This is a genomic window from Reyranella sp., assembly GCF_965279465.1.
Lineage (GTDB): Bacteria > Pseudomonadota > Alphaproteobacteria > Reyranellales > Reyranellaceae > Reyranella.
Genome location: NZ_OZ257242.1, coordinates 8,014,635 through 8,028,968, shown reverse-complemented (window position 1 = coordinate 8,028,968; position 14,334 = coordinate 8,014,635). Strand labels below are relative to the sequence as shown.

13 protein-coding genes are annotated in these 14,334 nt (G+C 65.5%); 6 read left to right on the top strand and 7 right to left on the bottom strand.

Features of this window, described 5'->3' with window-relative positions; translation table 11 throughout:
- Positions 1-44: 44 nt before the first annotated feature.
- Complete coding sequence (locus ACQY8M_RS39165) at positions 45-1,049, bottom strand: NADP-dependent oxidoreductase (RefSeq protein ID WP_428668154.1); 1,005 nt, start codon at positions 1,047-1,049, stop codon at positions 45-47.
- On the bottom strand, positions 1,046-1,930 hold the full coding sequence (gene serB, locus ACQY8M_RS39160) for a phosphoserine phosphatase SerB (RefSeq protein WP_428668152.1): 885 nt from the start codon (positions 1,928-1,930) through the stop codon (positions 1,046-1,048). The genes ACQY8M_RS39165 and serB overlap by 4 nt, the downstream gene beginning before the upstream one ends.
- Before the next feature lie 28 nt (positions 1,931-1,958).
- On the opposite strand from serB, the gene miaA reads away from it, so the two are divergent.
- From miaA to ilvC, 4 genes are all read left to right on the top strand, one after another.
- Entirely contained in the window at positions 1,959-2,873 is a 915-nt protein-coding gene (gene miaA / locus ACQY8M_RS39155) for a tRNA (adenosine(37)-N6)-dimethylallyltransferase MiaA (protein ID WP_428668150.1), read from the top strand.
- Positions 2,874-2,964: 91 nt separating this feature from the next.
- Positions 2,965-4,734: an acetolactate synthase 3 large subunit gene (locus ACQY8M_RS39150; protein ID WP_428668148.1), complete on the top strand. Its 1,770-nt coding sequence runs from the start codon at positions 2,965-2,967 to the stop codon at positions 4,732-4,734.
- The gene (gene ilvN / locus ACQY8M_RS39145) at positions 4,731-5,243 is read left to right on the top strand and encodes an acetolactate synthase small subunit (protein ID WP_428668146.1); all 513 of its coding nucleotides are present in this window, start codon (positions 4,731-4,733) and stop codon (positions 5,241-5,243) included. Before ACQY8M_RS39150 ends, ilvN begins: the two co-directional genes overlap by 4 nt.
- Before the next feature lie 234 nt (positions 5,244-5,477).
- Positions 5,478-6,497 carry a ketol-acid reductoisomerase gene (gene ilvC, locus ACQY8M_RS39140; protein ID WP_428668144.1) on the top strand — a complete coding sequence of 340 codons (1,020 nt, stop codon included), beginning with the start codon at positions 5,478-5,480 and terminating at the stop codon, positions 6,495-6,497.
- A gap of 72 nt (positions 6,498-6,569) precedes the next feature.
- Here ilvC and ACQY8M_RS39135 read toward each other — a convergent pair whose 3' ends face one another.
- From ACQY8M_RS39135 to ACQY8M_RS39115, 5 genes are all read right to left on the bottom strand, one after another.
- Entirely contained in the window at positions 6,570-7,337 is a 768-nt protein-coding gene (locus tag ACQY8M_RS39135) for an SDR family oxidoreductase (protein WP_428668142.1), read from the bottom strand.
- Positions 7,338-7,919: 582 nt separating this feature from the next.
- Positions 7,920-8,675 (bottom strand): SDR family oxidoreductase, encoded by a 756-nt coding sequence (locus tag ACQY8M_RS39130; protein ID WP_428668140.1) that lies wholly within the window; start codon positions 8,673-8,675, stop codon positions 7,920-7,922.
- Entirely contained in the window at positions 8,672-9,463 is a 792-nt protein-coding gene (locus ACQY8M_RS39125; RefSeq protein WP_428668138.1) for a carbohydrate ABC transporter permease, read from the bottom strand. The genes ACQY8M_RS39130 and ACQY8M_RS39125 overlap by 4 nt, the downstream gene beginning before the upstream one ends.
- Before the next feature lie 22 nt (positions 9,464-9,485).
- On the bottom strand, positions 9,486-10,391 hold the full coding sequence (locus ACQY8M_RS39120; protein WP_428668136.1) for a carbohydrate ABC transporter permease: 906 nt from the start codon (positions 10,389-10,391) through the stop codon (positions 9,486-9,488).
- Positions 10,388-11,737 (bottom strand): ABC transporter substrate-binding protein, encoded by a 1,350-nt coding sequence (locus ACQY8M_RS39115; protein WP_428668134.1) that lies wholly within the window; start codon positions 11,735-11,737, stop codon positions 10,388-10,390. Before ACQY8M_RS39115 ends, ACQY8M_RS39120 begins: the two co-directional genes overlap by 4 nt.
- 124 nt (positions 11,738-11,861) lie before the next feature.
- Between ACQY8M_RS39115 and ACQY8M_RS39110 the strand changes: the two genes are divergently transcribed.
- A complete protein-coding gene (locus ACQY8M_RS39110; RefSeq protein WP_428668132.1) occupies positions 11,862-12,725 on the top strand; it encodes an ABC transporter substrate-binding protein in 864 nt (287 codons plus the stop codon).
- Between the two features lie 10 nt (positions 12,726-12,735).
- Positions 12,736-14,301, top strand: a complete 1,566-nt coding sequence (locus ACQY8M_RS39105) for an amino acid ABC transporter permease/ATP-binding protein (protein WP_428668130.1) — start codon at positions 12,736-12,738, stop codon at positions 14,299-14,301.
- Positions 14,302-14,334 lie beyond the last annotated feature (33 nt).

The following is a 14,334-nucleotide window of genomic DNA, read 5'->3' as shown; positions in this document are numbered from 1 at the left end:
TTGTCGCGCCCCATGAGCGGCTCTGGAGAGCCGCGCTCCCAGCCCTACCCGACCTTCACCACGAGCTTGCCGAAGTTCTGGCCCTTGAGCAGGCCCATGAAGGCTTCGGGCGCCTTGCTCAGCCCGTCGACCACGGTCTCGCGGCTCTTGAGCTGGCCGGAGGGCAGGAGCGGGGCGACGTCGCTGATGAAGTCGCCCATCAGCGCGACATGGTCGGAGACGATGAAGCCCTGCAGGGTGAGCCGCTTTTGCACGATCGAGAACATCTTGGGCGGGCCGGCCATCGGGTCGGTGTCCTGGTACTCCGAGATCGCGCCGCAGAAGGCGACCCGGCCGAAGTTGTTCAGCCGCTCGAACACGGCGTGGAACAGCTTGCCGCCGACATTCTCGAAGTCGGCGTCGATGCCCTTTGGGCAGAGCTTGTCGAGCACCGCGCCGTAGTCGCGCTCCGTGCGATGGTTGAAGCAGGCATCATAGCCCGCCTCGCGCACCGCCCAGACGCACTTGTCCTCGTCGCCGGCGCAGCCCACGACCCGCGCTCCCGCAAGCTTGGCCAGCTGGCCCGCCACTTGGCCGACGGCTCCGGTAGCGGCCGACACGAACACCGTCTCGCCCGCCTTGGGCTTGCAGATGTGCTTTATGCCGTACCAGGCGGTGAAGGAGGGCATGCCCAGCACGCCGAGGTAGGCAGACAGCGGCACGCCGCCGGCATCGAGCTTGCGCAGGCCCTTGCCGTCATGGACCGTGTGTGTCGCCCAGTTCAGAAGGCCCATGATCAGGTCGCCCTTGGCGAACTTCGGGTTGCGCGAATCGACGACCTCGCCGACCGAGCCGCCGGTCAACGGCTGGTCGAGATTGAACGGGGGAACGTAGGAGCGCAGCTCGGTCATGCGCGGCCGCATGTAGGGATCGAGCGACAGGAAGAGCTGGCGCACGAGGATCTGACCGTCGGCGAGGGCCGGCAACGTCACCTTCTCCTGGCGGAAGCAATCGGCGGTAACGTCGCCCGTAGGGCGCTTGGCGAGGACGATCTGGACGGCATCGGTCATGACGGGTCGGGCCTTTCGATGAAATCGCTTTGACGGTAGCCCTGCAGATAGAGCAGGGCGGTGAGATCGCCATGGTCGATGCGCGCGGCGACTTCGGCCGCGACCACGGGCTTGGCGTGGAAGGCAACGCCCAGGCCCGCGGCCTTCAGCATCGGCAGGTCGTTGGCGCCGTCACCCACGGCGATAGTCTCGCCGGCATGCAGGTGACGCTCCTGGCAGAGCCGGCCGAGCATGGCGAGCTTGGCTTCCTTGCCCAAGATCGGCAGCTCGACCGCGCCGGCGAGGGTCGTGCCGTCGTGCTTCAGCACGTTGGCCGCCTCGAAGTCGAAACCCAGCGCCGTCTTCACCATGGCGGTGAAGTAGGTGAAGCCGCCCGAGACCAAGGCGCAGGTGGCGCCGTGCCGCTTCATCGTGGCGACCAGCGTGGCGCCGCCCGGCGTGTAGCGGATGCGTCTGGCCGCTTCGTCGAGCCTGGCGACCGGCAACCCGGCCAGCAACCCGACCCGCTCGTTCAGGGCGGCGGCGAAATCGAGTTCGCCGTTCATGGCGCGCGCCGTGATTCCGGCGATCTTCTCTCGAAGGCCGAGGAAGTCCGCCAACTCGTCCAGCATCTCGTTCTCGATCATGGTCGATTCCATGTCGGCCACCAGCAGGCGCTTGCGCCGATTGGCGCTCGCAACGACCACCGTGTCGATGCCGGGCAACGACGGTGCCGCCGCCTTGCCGTCGAACGGCAGGTCGCAGGCGACGCCGGGCGCGAGCCAGTCCGGCAGGCCGACCGACCCGCCGTTGCTCCACAGCAGTTCGGCGGCGCGCTGCACGATCTTGTCGTCGAGCAGGGGCTGCGCGCGATTGGAGATCAGGACAAGGGTGTTCTTCACCCTCAGGCTCTAGCAAACTGCCGCGCACATGGCCAAGCCGGACGTCATCGTCGTCACGGGACCGACAGCTTCCGGCAAGTCGGCGCTGGCGCTCGCCTTGGCTGAGGCACGCGGCGGCACGGTGATCAACGCCGATGCCATGCAAACCTACGATGCCTTCCCGATCCTGACCGCGCAGCCCTCGGCGGAGGAGCGGGCGCGGGCCCCGCACGCGCTCTATGGCATCCTGCCGCTGAGCGAGATCCTGTCGGCCGCGCGGTGGCGCGACCTGGCGTCGACCGAGATCGAGCGCAGCAAGGTGCCCATTCTCTGTGGCGGCTCGGGCCTCTACCTGCGGGCGCTGATGCAGGGCATTTCGGAGATTCCAGCGGTGCCCGCCGGCCTGCGCGATGTGGCAAGTGCCGAATGGGAGTCGATGGGCGCCGAGGCCTTTCGCGCACGGCTGGCCGAACGCGATCCGACGATCGTGGCGCGGCTGAAGCCGGGCGACCGCCAGCGCCATATCCGCGCCTGGGAGGTCGTCCAGGCCACCGGCTGGCCGCTCAGCCACTGGCAGGAGACCCGGGGCGAACCCGCCCCCTACCGCTTCGCGACCATCCTGCTGGCGCCGGATCGGGCCTGGCTGCGGGCTCGGATCGAAACCCGGTTCGACGCCATGCTGAACCAGGGCGTGCTGGCCGAAGCCCGAAGCGTGTTCGACCGCAAGCCCGATCCGACCGCGCCCTGCCTCAAGGCGCACGGCGCCCCGGAGCTCTTTGCCCATTTCCGCGGGCAGCTTGGACTGGATGAAGCGCGTCGAATCGCGATCGATCATACCCGCCAATATGCCAAGCGCCAGATGACGTGGTTCCGGCATCAGCTTACACCAGATCTGGTGGTTGACCCCTCTAATGAACAAAGTATGGAGGGGCCCGAGAAATATTTGGATAAAATCGGGGTCTGAAACTTTACTTTTAGTTCGACCACCCCTATGTTCCGCGCCGCCGCAAAACGCCCTGTTTTGCGGCGCATTTGTCATAGAGGAGAGCGTTGTCATGAAGCCCGAGGAGTCCGCCACGACCGGCGCCGATCTGTTGGTGAAAGCCCTGATCGACGAGGAAGTCGAGGTCGTCTTCGGCTATCCCGGCGGTGCTGTCCTTCCAATCTACGACTCCCTCTTCAAGCAGAACCGGCTGCGCCACATACTGGTGCGCCACGAGCAGGCGGCCGTTCATGCCGCGGAGGGCTACGCCCGCTCGACCGGCAAGGTCGGCGTTGTGCTGGTGACCTCCGGCCCGGGGGCAACCAATGCTGTCACCGGCCTGACCGACGCGCTGATGGATTCGATCCCGATCGTCTGCCTGACCGGCCAGGTGCCGACCCACCTGATCGGCAACGACGCCTTCCAGGAGGCCGACACCACAGGTATCACCCGACCCTGCACCAAGCACAACTACCTGGTGAAGGCTGTCGCCGACCTGCCGCGGACGGTCCATGAGGCTTTCTACGTGGCGCGCTCGGGCCGGCCCGGCCCCGTGGTGATCGACCTGCCCAAGGACGTGCTCATGAACAAGCACGACTATGTGGCGCCTACCAGGCCGGTGGAGCACAAGAGCTACAAGCCCAAGACCAAGCCCGATCGCGCGCTGCTGCATCAGGCGATCGAGTTGATGGTGAAGGCCAAGCGCCCAGTCTTCTACACCGGCGGCGGTGTGATCAATTCCGGCCCGGCCGCCAGCAGGCTGCTGGCGCAGTTCGTCCATATGACGGGCTTTCCCATCACCAATACCTTGATGGGCCTCGGCGCGTTCCCGGCATCCGATCCGCAGTTCGTTGGCATGCTGGGTATGCACGGCACCTACGAAGCCAATCTCGCCATGTACAATTGCGATGTGCTGATCAACATCGGCGCGCGTTTCGACGATCGCATCACCGGCAAGCTCGCCGAGTTCTCGCCGAACTCGAAGAAGATCCACATCGATATCGACCCGAGCTCGATCAACAAGAACGTGCGGGTCGACCTGCCGATCGTGGGTGACGCGCGCCGCGCGCTGAAGGGCCTGATCGATATCTGGCAGAAGAAGCAGCCGCGTACCGACCAGAAGGCGCTCAAGGCCTGGTGGAAGCAGATCGACGAATGGCGTGGGCGCAACTGCCTCGCGTACAAGCAGGACGCCGAGACGATCAAGCCGCAGTATGCGCTCGAGCGGCTCTATCACCACATCAAGGACCGCGATCACTACATCACCACCGAGGTGGGCCAGCACCAGATGTGGGCGGCGCAGTTCCTGAAGTTCGAGAAGCCCAACCGCTGGATGACCTCGGGCGGTCTCGGCACCATGGGCTATGGCTTGCCGGCGGCGATCGGCGTGCAGATCGCCTATCCCGACGCTCTCGTGATCGACGTGGCGGGCGAAGCCTCGATCATGATGAACATCCAGGAACTCTCGACCGCGGCGCAGTACCGGCTGCCGGTCAAGATCTTCATCCTCAACAACCAGTACATGGGCATGGTCCGCCAGTGGCAGGAGCTGCTGCATGGCGGGCGCTACTCCGAGAGCTATTCCGAGGCGCTGCCCGACTTCGTGAAGCTCGCCGACGCCTTCGGCGCCGTGGGCCTGCGCTGCACCGACCCGGCCAAGCTCGACGAGACGATCCAGCAGATGCTCGCCATCGAGGGCCCGGTCATCGTCGACGTTGCCGTCGATAAGGCGGAGAACTGCTTCCCGATGATCCCGTCGGGCGCGGCGCATTACGACATGCTGCTCGGCCCCGCCGACCGAGCCGCCCGTCCGGTGTCCGAGGAAGGTATGGTGCTGGTGTGAGCGCGACTGCCCCGGCGTCGAGCCACACCATCTCCGTTCTGGTCGACAACGAGCCCGGCATCCTCGCGCGCGTGGTCGGCCTGTTCACCGGCCGCGGCTACAACATCGAAAGCCTCACGGTCGCCGAGACCAATGCGGCCGAGAAGCTGTCGCGCATCACCATCGTAACGACCGGCACACCGATGGTGATCGAGCAGATCAAGGCGCAGCTCGACCGGCTGGTGCCGGTGCACAGGGTGCATGACCTCACGCTCGAAGGCGCACATATCGAGCGCGAGCTCGCGCTGGTGAAGGTCAGGAGCAGCGGCGAGAAGCGCGTCGAGGCATTGCGTCTCGCCGACGTCTTCCGCGCCAAGGTGATCGACGCCAAGACCGACTCGTTCGTCTTCGAGGTCACCGGCACGACCGATAAGGTCGACAGCTTCATAGGCCTGATGTCGGCGCTCGGGCTGGTCGACATCGGCCGCACCGGCATCGTCGCCATGACCCGTGGCGGCGAGTCGCTGTGATGTGTCGGGACTACACCGCTCTCACTTCATGTTCCTCTCCCCCTCAGGGGAGAGGCTAGGTGAGGGGGCGGCAACCAACCGGGGTGTGGCACCCCCTCACCCCACCTCTCCCCCAAGCGGGAGAGGAGGAAGAAAGAAATTAGTTTTCTCGGGCGGCGTCGCGCTGGCGCTTCTTGGCTTGCGCCTCGCCCTGTCCGCCCGGTAGACAGCGCGCCATTCAGAGGGAGCAGGAAAATGCGTGTCTATTACGATCGTGATGCCGATGTGAACCTGATCAAGGGCAAGAAGGTCCTGGTCGTCGGTTACGGCAGCCAGGGCCATGCCCATGCCATGAATCTGCGCGATTCGGGCGTGAAGGATGTGCGCATTGCGCTCAAGCCTGGCTCGGCCACGATCAAGAAGGCCGAAGGGGCAGGCTTCACGGTGATGAGCCCGGCCGAAGGCGCCAAGTGGGCCGACATCGTGATGATGCTGACCCCGGACGAGCTGCAGAGCGACATCTACAACGCCGACCTCGCGCCCAACATGAAGCAGGGCGCGGCGCTCGCTTTCGCCCATGGCCTCAACGTGCACTTCAACCTGTTGAGCCCGCGCACCGATCTCGACGTGTTCATGATCGCGCCGAAGGGCCCCGGCCACACGGTGCGCTCGGAGTATGTCCGCGGCGGCGGCGTGCCGTGCCTCGTGGCGGTGGCGCAGAACTCCTCGGGCAACGCGCTCGAGATCGGCCTCAGCTATTCTTCGGCGATCGGCGGCGGCCGGGCCGGCACGATCGAGACCTCTTTCAAGGAAGAGTGCGAGACCGACCTGTTCGGCGAGCAGGTCGTGCTGTGCGGCGGCCTGGTCGAGCTGATCAAGGCCGGCTACGAGACGCTGGTCGAAGCGGGCTATGCGCCCGAGATGGCGTACTTCGAGTGCCTGCACGAGGTGAAGCTGATCGTCGACCTGATCTTCGAGGGCGGCATCGCCAACATGAACTACTCGATCTCCAACACCGCGGAGTACGGCGAGTACCGTTCGGGCCCGCGCATCGTGACGGCCGAGACCAAGGCCGAGATGAAGCGCGTGCTGGACGATATCCAGTCGGGCCGCTTCGCCCGCGACTGGATGCTGGAGAACAAGGTCAACCAGGCCTCGTTCAAGTCGATGCGCAAGAAGATGGCCGAGCATCCGATCGAGGAAGTCGGCGAGAAGCTCCGCGCCATGATGCCGTGGATCAAGGAAAAGGCGCTGGTGGACAAGGCGCGGAATTAGGCGCGCAGCGCGCCTGTTCCGCACCGAGCAGAAAGGAAAGAGGCGCCGCAACCCGGCGCCTCTTTTCTGTCTTCAGCTTTTCCCGAACACGAAGCCGCCGCCGGAGGCGTCGACCCGGGCGCCGGAGATGAAGGACGCTTCGTTCGACAGCAGCCACAGGATCGCGTCGGCGATCTCCTCGGCGCGGCCGACGCGGCCCATGGCGATGGTCGATTCGATGCCGGCGCGGAAGGCATCGTCCTTCAGGCGGTCCTCGGTCATCTCGGTCAGCACCATGCCGGGCCGCAGCGCATTGACCCGGATGCCCTCGGCCGCGACGTCCTTGGCGAACCCCATGGTGAAGGAATCGACCGCGGCCTTGCTCGCCGCATAGTGCGATGCGCCCGGTCGGCCGCCGATCGTGCCGGCCATGGACGAGACATTGACGATCGCGCCGCCCTTGCCGCCGTGCCTGGTCGACATGCGGCGTGCGGCCTCTCGGCAACACAGCATCAGGCCGACGACGTTCACGGCAAACAGCTTGTGCAGCGCGGCGGCATCGAACGCCTCGACCCGCATGCCGCCGCCGCCGATGCCGGCACTGTTGACCAGGTGGGTGATGCGGCCGAACACCCGTTCAGTCTCGTTGAACAGCCGCACGATATCGGCTTCGTTGGCCATGTCGCCGGGGAACGCGACCGCCTCGCCGTTCTGGGCGGCAATGTCGGCCACCACGCCCATCGCCTGTGCGTCGCGCGAGCGGTAGTTGATCGCCACCTTGTAGCCCCGGCTGGCAGCACGCCGCGCCGTTTCCGCGCCGATGCCGCTCGCACCGCCGGTGATCAAAAGTACGCCACTCATCTCTTGATCTCTCCCCCGTCAATCTGGAGACGGGATAACGCCGCACGTCGAAGGAGAAGACAAGCACGGGCAGCATGACCATCGTGTCGCCCGGCCCAGTCGCCGACCGGCGTTACGCCGGGAGCGCGGCTCTCCAGAGCCGCTCTTGGGCTGTGGCAGACCGAAGAAGGAGCGGCTCTGGAGAGCCGCGTTCCCGGCAACAGGACATCGACCTAGCTCAGAGTTTGTGAATCTATTGGTCAGCGGGGAAATGACCGGTGTGGCAACCCTCCCGCCTCATCCTGAGGAGCGTAGCGCAGCGGAGCGTCTCGAAGGATGGCGCCTCGAAGGACGTGGCAACGGTGCTGGAAACACGGGAGTTTAGCAAGGTCGTACGCGTTGCCACCCTTCGAGACGCTCCGCTGCGCTGCGCTCCTCAGGGTGAGGTAAGTGGGTGGCGAGATCGTCATTGAGTCGCGACGTCGATTTTTTTCACAAGCTCTCAGGGTGAGGCGAGTGGGGAGCGAGATCATCTTTGAATCGCTAGTTCGATTTTTTCACAAGCTCTCAGGATGACCGAATGGGGGCTGAGGCCCAGCCTTGTCAGATGTTGTATCCGCCGCCGGCTGCGTCGAGCATCGCGCCGGTGATGAAGGCGGCTTCGTCTGACAGCAGCCACAGCGCGGCATCCGCGATCTCGCCGGCCTTGCCGACGCGGCCCATAGGGATCGATGCCTGGATGTGGTTGCGGAAGGTGGCGTCCGCGAGCCGCTTCTCCGTCATCTCGGTCAGCACCATGCCGGGGCGCACCGCGTTCACCCGGATGCCTTCCGGGGCAACCTCGCGCGCGAAGCCCTTGGTGAAGGCATCAACCGCGCCCTTGGTCGCGGCATAGGCCGACGAGCCGCTGCGGCCGCCGATCGTCGCGGCCATCGACGAGACGTTGACGATCGCACCGCCCTTGCCGCCGTGCTTCTTCGACATGAGCTTTGCGGCCTCCCGGCAGCACAGCATCAGGCCGGTGACGTTCGTGGCGAACAGGGTTGCCAGCACTACGGCATCGTAGGAGTCGACCCTCATCTGCCGGCCGATGCCGGCGCTGTTCAGCAGGTGCGTCACGGGACCGAACGCCTTCGTCGTCTCTTCGAACATGCGCACGATGTCGGCTTCGCTCGCCATGTCGGCCTTGATCGCGATCGCCTTGGCACCCTTGGTCTCAATGTCGGCAATGATCTTCTTCGCCTCCGTGTCGCGCGTGCGGTAGTTGAGGGCAATGCTGTAGCCGCGGGACGCAGCGCGCCGGGCGGTCTCGGCGCCGATGCCCGATGCCCCGCCGGTTATGAGAAGTACGCCGGTCATCCTTTGATCGCCCCTCCGGTCAGGCCACTCACGAGATAGCGCCGGACGATAAAGGAGAAGACCAGCACCGGCAGCATGATCATCGTGCCGCCGGCCGCGATACGGCCCCATTCCCAGCCTTCGTAGTTCATGAAGTTGACGACCGCGACCGGCGCGGTCATCGCCTCGGTGCGGGTCAGGATCAGGGCGAAGAAGAAGTCGTTCCAGGCGAACAGGAAGCAGAGGATCGCGGTCGCCGCGAGGCCGGGCCCGGAGAGCGGCAGGATGATGCGGGTGAAGCCCTGCCACATGGTGGCTCCGTCGATCCAGGCCGCTTCCTCCAGAGAACGCGGCAGCTGGTCGTAGAACGGCCGCATCATCCAGATCACCAGCGACAGGTTGCTGGTGAGGTAGATGATGGCGAGGCCGGTCAGCGTGTCGAGCAGCTCGAGATGGCGGTAGACCAGGAAGTAGGGGATGGTGAAGGCGATCGGCGGCGCCATGCGGCTGGCCAGGATCCAGAGCGTGATCGCCCCGCCGCCGCGCCGCGTCCAGCGCGACAGGGCGTAAGCAGCGGGCACGCCAACCAGCAGCGACAGCGCGGTCGAGCCGACGCTCACGACGAGGCTGTTGGAAAAGGAGTTGCGGAACTCCGAGGTCCAGAGCGCTGCATAGTTGGCGAGCGTCGCGTCGAAGAAGACGCGCGGCGGAAAGCGGAAGATCTCGGCGTTGGTCTTGAACGACATCACGAGCAGCCAGAGGAACGGCGCGAGTGCCAGCACCGCCAGCACCACCGCCAACGCGGTCATGATTCCGCGGTCGCGGCGCGCCCTAGTCGACACGGACGCCCCACCCGACGACGCGTACGATCAGCCAGCTCAGCACCAGGGTCGCCGCCAGCAGGACGACGGTGATGGCGCTGGAGAATCCGAGATAGGAGAAATTGAAGGCCTGCAGGAACGAATAGTAGTTCGTCACCTCGGTGAGGCTTCCGGGGCCGCCGTCGGTCAGGATGTAGATCAGCGGAAACGCCTTGATCGAATCGATCAGGCGGAAGAGTCCGGCCACCAGCAGCACACCCTGGATGAACGGCAGGGTGACGTGCCACGTGAGCTGCCAGGGCGAGGCGCCGTCGACCTTGGCGGCGTCGAGCAGCTCCTGCGGCAGCATCTGCAGGGCCGCCAGCACCATCAGCATGGTGAAGGGGAACCATTCCCAGGTGTCGGCGATGATGATCGAGGTCAACGCCCACTGCGGATCGGTGATCAACGCCGGCACGTTCCAGCCGATCGCCTTGAAGATACCGTGCATCGGGCTGATGTCGGGCGTGTAGATCACCTTCCAGATGATCGCCACGACGATCGGCGGCAGCACCATCGGGATCAGGAACACGGTGCGCAGCGCCTCCAGCAGGCGCGACTTGACGTTCAGCAGCAGGGCAAGGCCAAGACCGATCAGGAGCTGCAGCAGCACTGTCCAGAACGACAGCTTGATCTGCACCCAGACCGAGTTGTGCAGCCGCCCGTCGGCCCACAGCTGGCGATAGTTCTCGAGCGGCTGGGAGAAGTCCCAGAGCGTCTCCGGCCGCGTCAAGCTGAGCGGCGTGAAGCTGGTGACGAGCAGATAGAGCGCCGGCAGCAGCGTGATGATCGCCAGCACCGCCAGCGACGGCGCCACGCAGAAGGTGAAGAAGCGGTGCTGCTGGCGCGCGAAACCCGCGGTACGCTCAGCGATCAACCCTGGTCAACCTTTATGCCGGCCTTCTGCAGATCCTGGATCGCCTCGCCTTGCGCCTGTTTCATGGCGTCGGCCGCGCCTTGCTGCTTGGTCGCGATGCGCTCGATCGCCTTGTTGATCTTGTCGCCGACCTGCGGGAACACCGGCACGGTGCGATACTTCATGTAGCCGGTCTTGCCCCCGAGCTGCAGCACCTCGAGATAGAGCGCCGCCACATCCTGGCCGTTCAAGGTCAATACCTGCTTGAACTCGGGACTCTGGATGATCGACAGCCGGCATACGCCGGGATAGCCGTGATTCTTCACGACCATGGCGATGGTGTCCTTGGCCAGCGCCCATTTGATGAACTCCCAGGCCGCCTCCTTCTTCTTCGCCCCAGCGGGGATGCCGAGCGCGTGGCTGTTCGAACCGGGAAAATTGCCGTCGGGGCCGGCCGGCATCAGGCCGTAGCGAACCGTCTTCTGCACGGTGCTCTCGGGATCCTTGGCGAGCGGCACCTGCCACGCGGTGTCCTGCGTGCGGATGTTTGCGCGGCCCGACATCTGCGAACGCATCGCCTGGTCGTCCGAGTAGGAGAGGATGCCGTCGGGGCCGTATTTCATCAGCAGGTTGGCATACCACTCTGCCGCTTTGGCCGCCTGCGGCGTGTTGAGCGTCGGCGTCAGGTTTTCCGGCGGCGCCTTGAACACCGCGCCGCCCATGCCCATCAGATAGGGCATCCAGTTCCAGTGGTGCAGCTTGTCGGCGGTGAAGGCCGCGACCCCGTCCTTGTTGTGGATCGCGTCGCACAGCTTGATCAGATCGTCGAAGGTCTTGGGCATCCCAAGCCCCGCCCTCTCGATCAGGTCGTAGCGCGAGGCGCCCAGGATCATCGCGCCGGCCAGCCAGGCGTAGCCGAAGGTCTCGCCCTTGGGATTCTGCATCGCCGACTGCGGGCCGCCGACGAAATCCTCCGCCGCCCAGTCGGCTGGCGTGTATTTGCGATCCTTGGTGAAGGTGTCGAGGTTGGTCAGCCAACCCGCGCCGATCCAGCGCCCGGAATAGATGAAGGTGACGTTGCAGACGTCGAGCGCCGAACCCCTGGTCGAGAGCTCGAGGTCGGTGCGCTGGTTATAGACGGGGAAGGCCTGCATGGTGAAGTTCACCTTGATGCCGGTCTTCTCCTCGAACTGCGGGAAATAGTTCTTGAGGTATTCGAAGTAGGTCGTCTGGAAGCAGGAGGCGTTGATGGTCACGCCGTTGTAGGGCTTGCCGCCGCTCTGGGCATGGACCGCGGGCGCGGCCAAAGTCGCGAACGGGGCACCGAGTGCGCCACCCAAGACAGTACGACGATTGACTCCGCTCATCTCGGTCTCCTCCCCGGAAGATAGCTCTTGCCGTTCGGCTTTTCGCCGAGTTGAACGCGCTTCGTGGGGAGGGTCAAGTGCTGGCCTCCTTATTGCATCGCTGCGCTTGGAATAGGGAGAGTTCATGCGTCTGCGTCATGCAATCGGCATCGGTATGCTCACGGTCATGTTCGCGGGCGTGCAGATGGCGTCGCCGGCCCATGCAGCACCGGCGTGCGAGCCCGACAAGCTGGCGGCGAAGTACCCGAAGCTCGCCGGCAAGAAGCTGAAGATCGGGCAGGATGGCGAGAGCGCGCCGTTCAGCCATCGCGATCCGAAAAACTTCGATCATCTGATCGGCCTCGATGCCGACCTCGCACGCGCCGCTTTCGCCTGCATCGGCGTGCCGATCGAGTTCAGCACCGGCGCCTGGTCGGGTCTCATTCCGGCGACGATGTCGGGTCAGATCGACGTGATGTGGGACACGCTGCTGTACACGCCGGAGCGCGCCAAGCGCATGGACTTCGTGGCCTACATGAATTCGGCGACGGCGATCATCGTGCCCAAGGGCAATCCGAAGAAGGTCAAGTCGGTCGACGACCTGTGCGGCCTGACCGCCAGCGCCAACCTCGGCACGACGCAGGAGGCGATGCTGCGGGCGGGAAACGATAAGTGCGTGGCGGCGGGCAAGAAGCCGATCGACATCATCACCTCGACCGACATGCCGGCCGGGCTGCGGCTGCTGCAGAATTCCCGCACCGACGCGACGCTCACCAACAGGTTCGTGGGCGACATCGCGGCGGCCTCGACGCCCGCCATCGAGGTGGCAGCCGGCATCGTGACCGGCGCGCGCATCGCCGTCGGCACGGCCAAGGGCAACGACGACCTCGTGAAGGCGATCTTCGATGCGCTCGTCGTGCTCAAGGCCAATGGCGAGATGAAAAAGATCTACGAGGCCAACAAGGTCGACTACGAGCTGGTGACGGAGCCCGAGATCCTGACCAAGTAGGTCTCCGAACGTGGGCTCGGAGGCACTCGAGTCGATTCGCGAGACGCTGGAATACAGCGTTTCCGGCTTCCTGCTGAAGGGGGCGCTGACGGCGCTGGAGATCGCGGTGATCGCCATCGCCGCCGGGGTGGTGCTGGGCCTCGGCCTCGCCCTGATGCGGCTCTCTGCCTTCAAGCCGGTGAGCGGCTTTGCCTGGTTCTACATCTGGTTCATGCGCGGCACGCCGGTGCTTCTGCAACTCGTGTTCCTCTACGACGCGCTGCCACCGCTCGGGATCAAGCTCGACAGCTTCACGACGGCGGTGCTGGGCTTCTCGCTGAACGAGGCGGCGTTCTGCGCCGAGATCATCCGCGGCGGCATCATCTCGGTCGACCGCCGCCAGACGGTGGCGGCGGCGGCGCTCGGGATGGGGTGGTTCCTGACCTTGCGGCGCATCGTCCTGCCGCAGGCCATGCGCGCTATCCTGCCGGCACTCGCCAACCAGGCGATCACCGTTATCAAGGGCACGGCAGTGGCCTCGGTGATCTTCGTCAACGAGCTGACCTTCCGCAGCCAGCAGATCGTCGGCCAGAACTTCAAGTTCTTCACCGTCTTCGCCGCCGCCGGCATCATTTACCTGGTGATGACCAGCGCGGTCGCGGCGCTGCAGCGCTATCTCGAGCGCCGCTTCAATCCCGAGATCGAGCGCCGCCGGATTGCGACGGTGGTGCCCGACGAGCAGGTCGAGGCGATGGATTGGCGGACGCTGATCGATGCCACGCCGCCGGCGGCTTTGTCCGAGGCGGCCTTCGTGACCTGCCGGGGCGTGCGCAAGTCGTACGGTCCGCGCGAGATCCTGCGCGGCGTCGACCTGACGGTCGGCCGCGGCGAGGTCGTCGTGGTGATGGGGCCGAGCGGTTCGGGAAAGAGCACGCTGCTGCGCCTGATCAACCACCTCGAGCATGTCGACGGCGGCGAGATCGTCGTCGACGGCCTGCATGTCGGCTACGAGAGCCACGCCGACGGCCGGCTCCAGCCGGTGCGCGATCTTGCCGGGGCCCGTGCCGAGGCACGCATCGGAATGGTGTTCCAGAGCTTCAATCTGTTCGAGCACCTGACGGCGCTGGAGAACGTGGCGGAAGCACCCGTCCAGGTCTACGGCGAGGGGGAGGCGGCGGCGCGCGCCCGCGGCGTGCGTCTCCTCGCAGCGGTGGGCCTCGCCCGGCACGTCGACCATCTGCCGCATCGCCTGTCAGGCGGCCAGCAGCAGCGCGTGGCGATCGCGCGGGCGCTGGCCGTGTCGCCCAAGCTGATGCTGTTCGACGAGCCGACCTCCGCGCTCGACCCCGAGCTGGTGGGCGAGGTGCTGACCGCCATCCGCCACATGGCCGAGGCCGGCATGACCATGATCGTCGTCACCCACGAGGTGCGCTTCGCCCGCGAAGTGGCCGACCGCATCGTCTTCATGGACGAAGGCCTGATCGTCGAGCAGGGCACGCCGGCGGAGGTGCTCGACCGTCCGACGCAGGAGCGGACGCAGCGCTTCCTGCGCCTGATCGAGCGTCCGGTCAGGCGGGGAGTTGTCGGCCAAGGATGAAACTGGTCTTGTCATGCTCTTCCGGACCGCGAG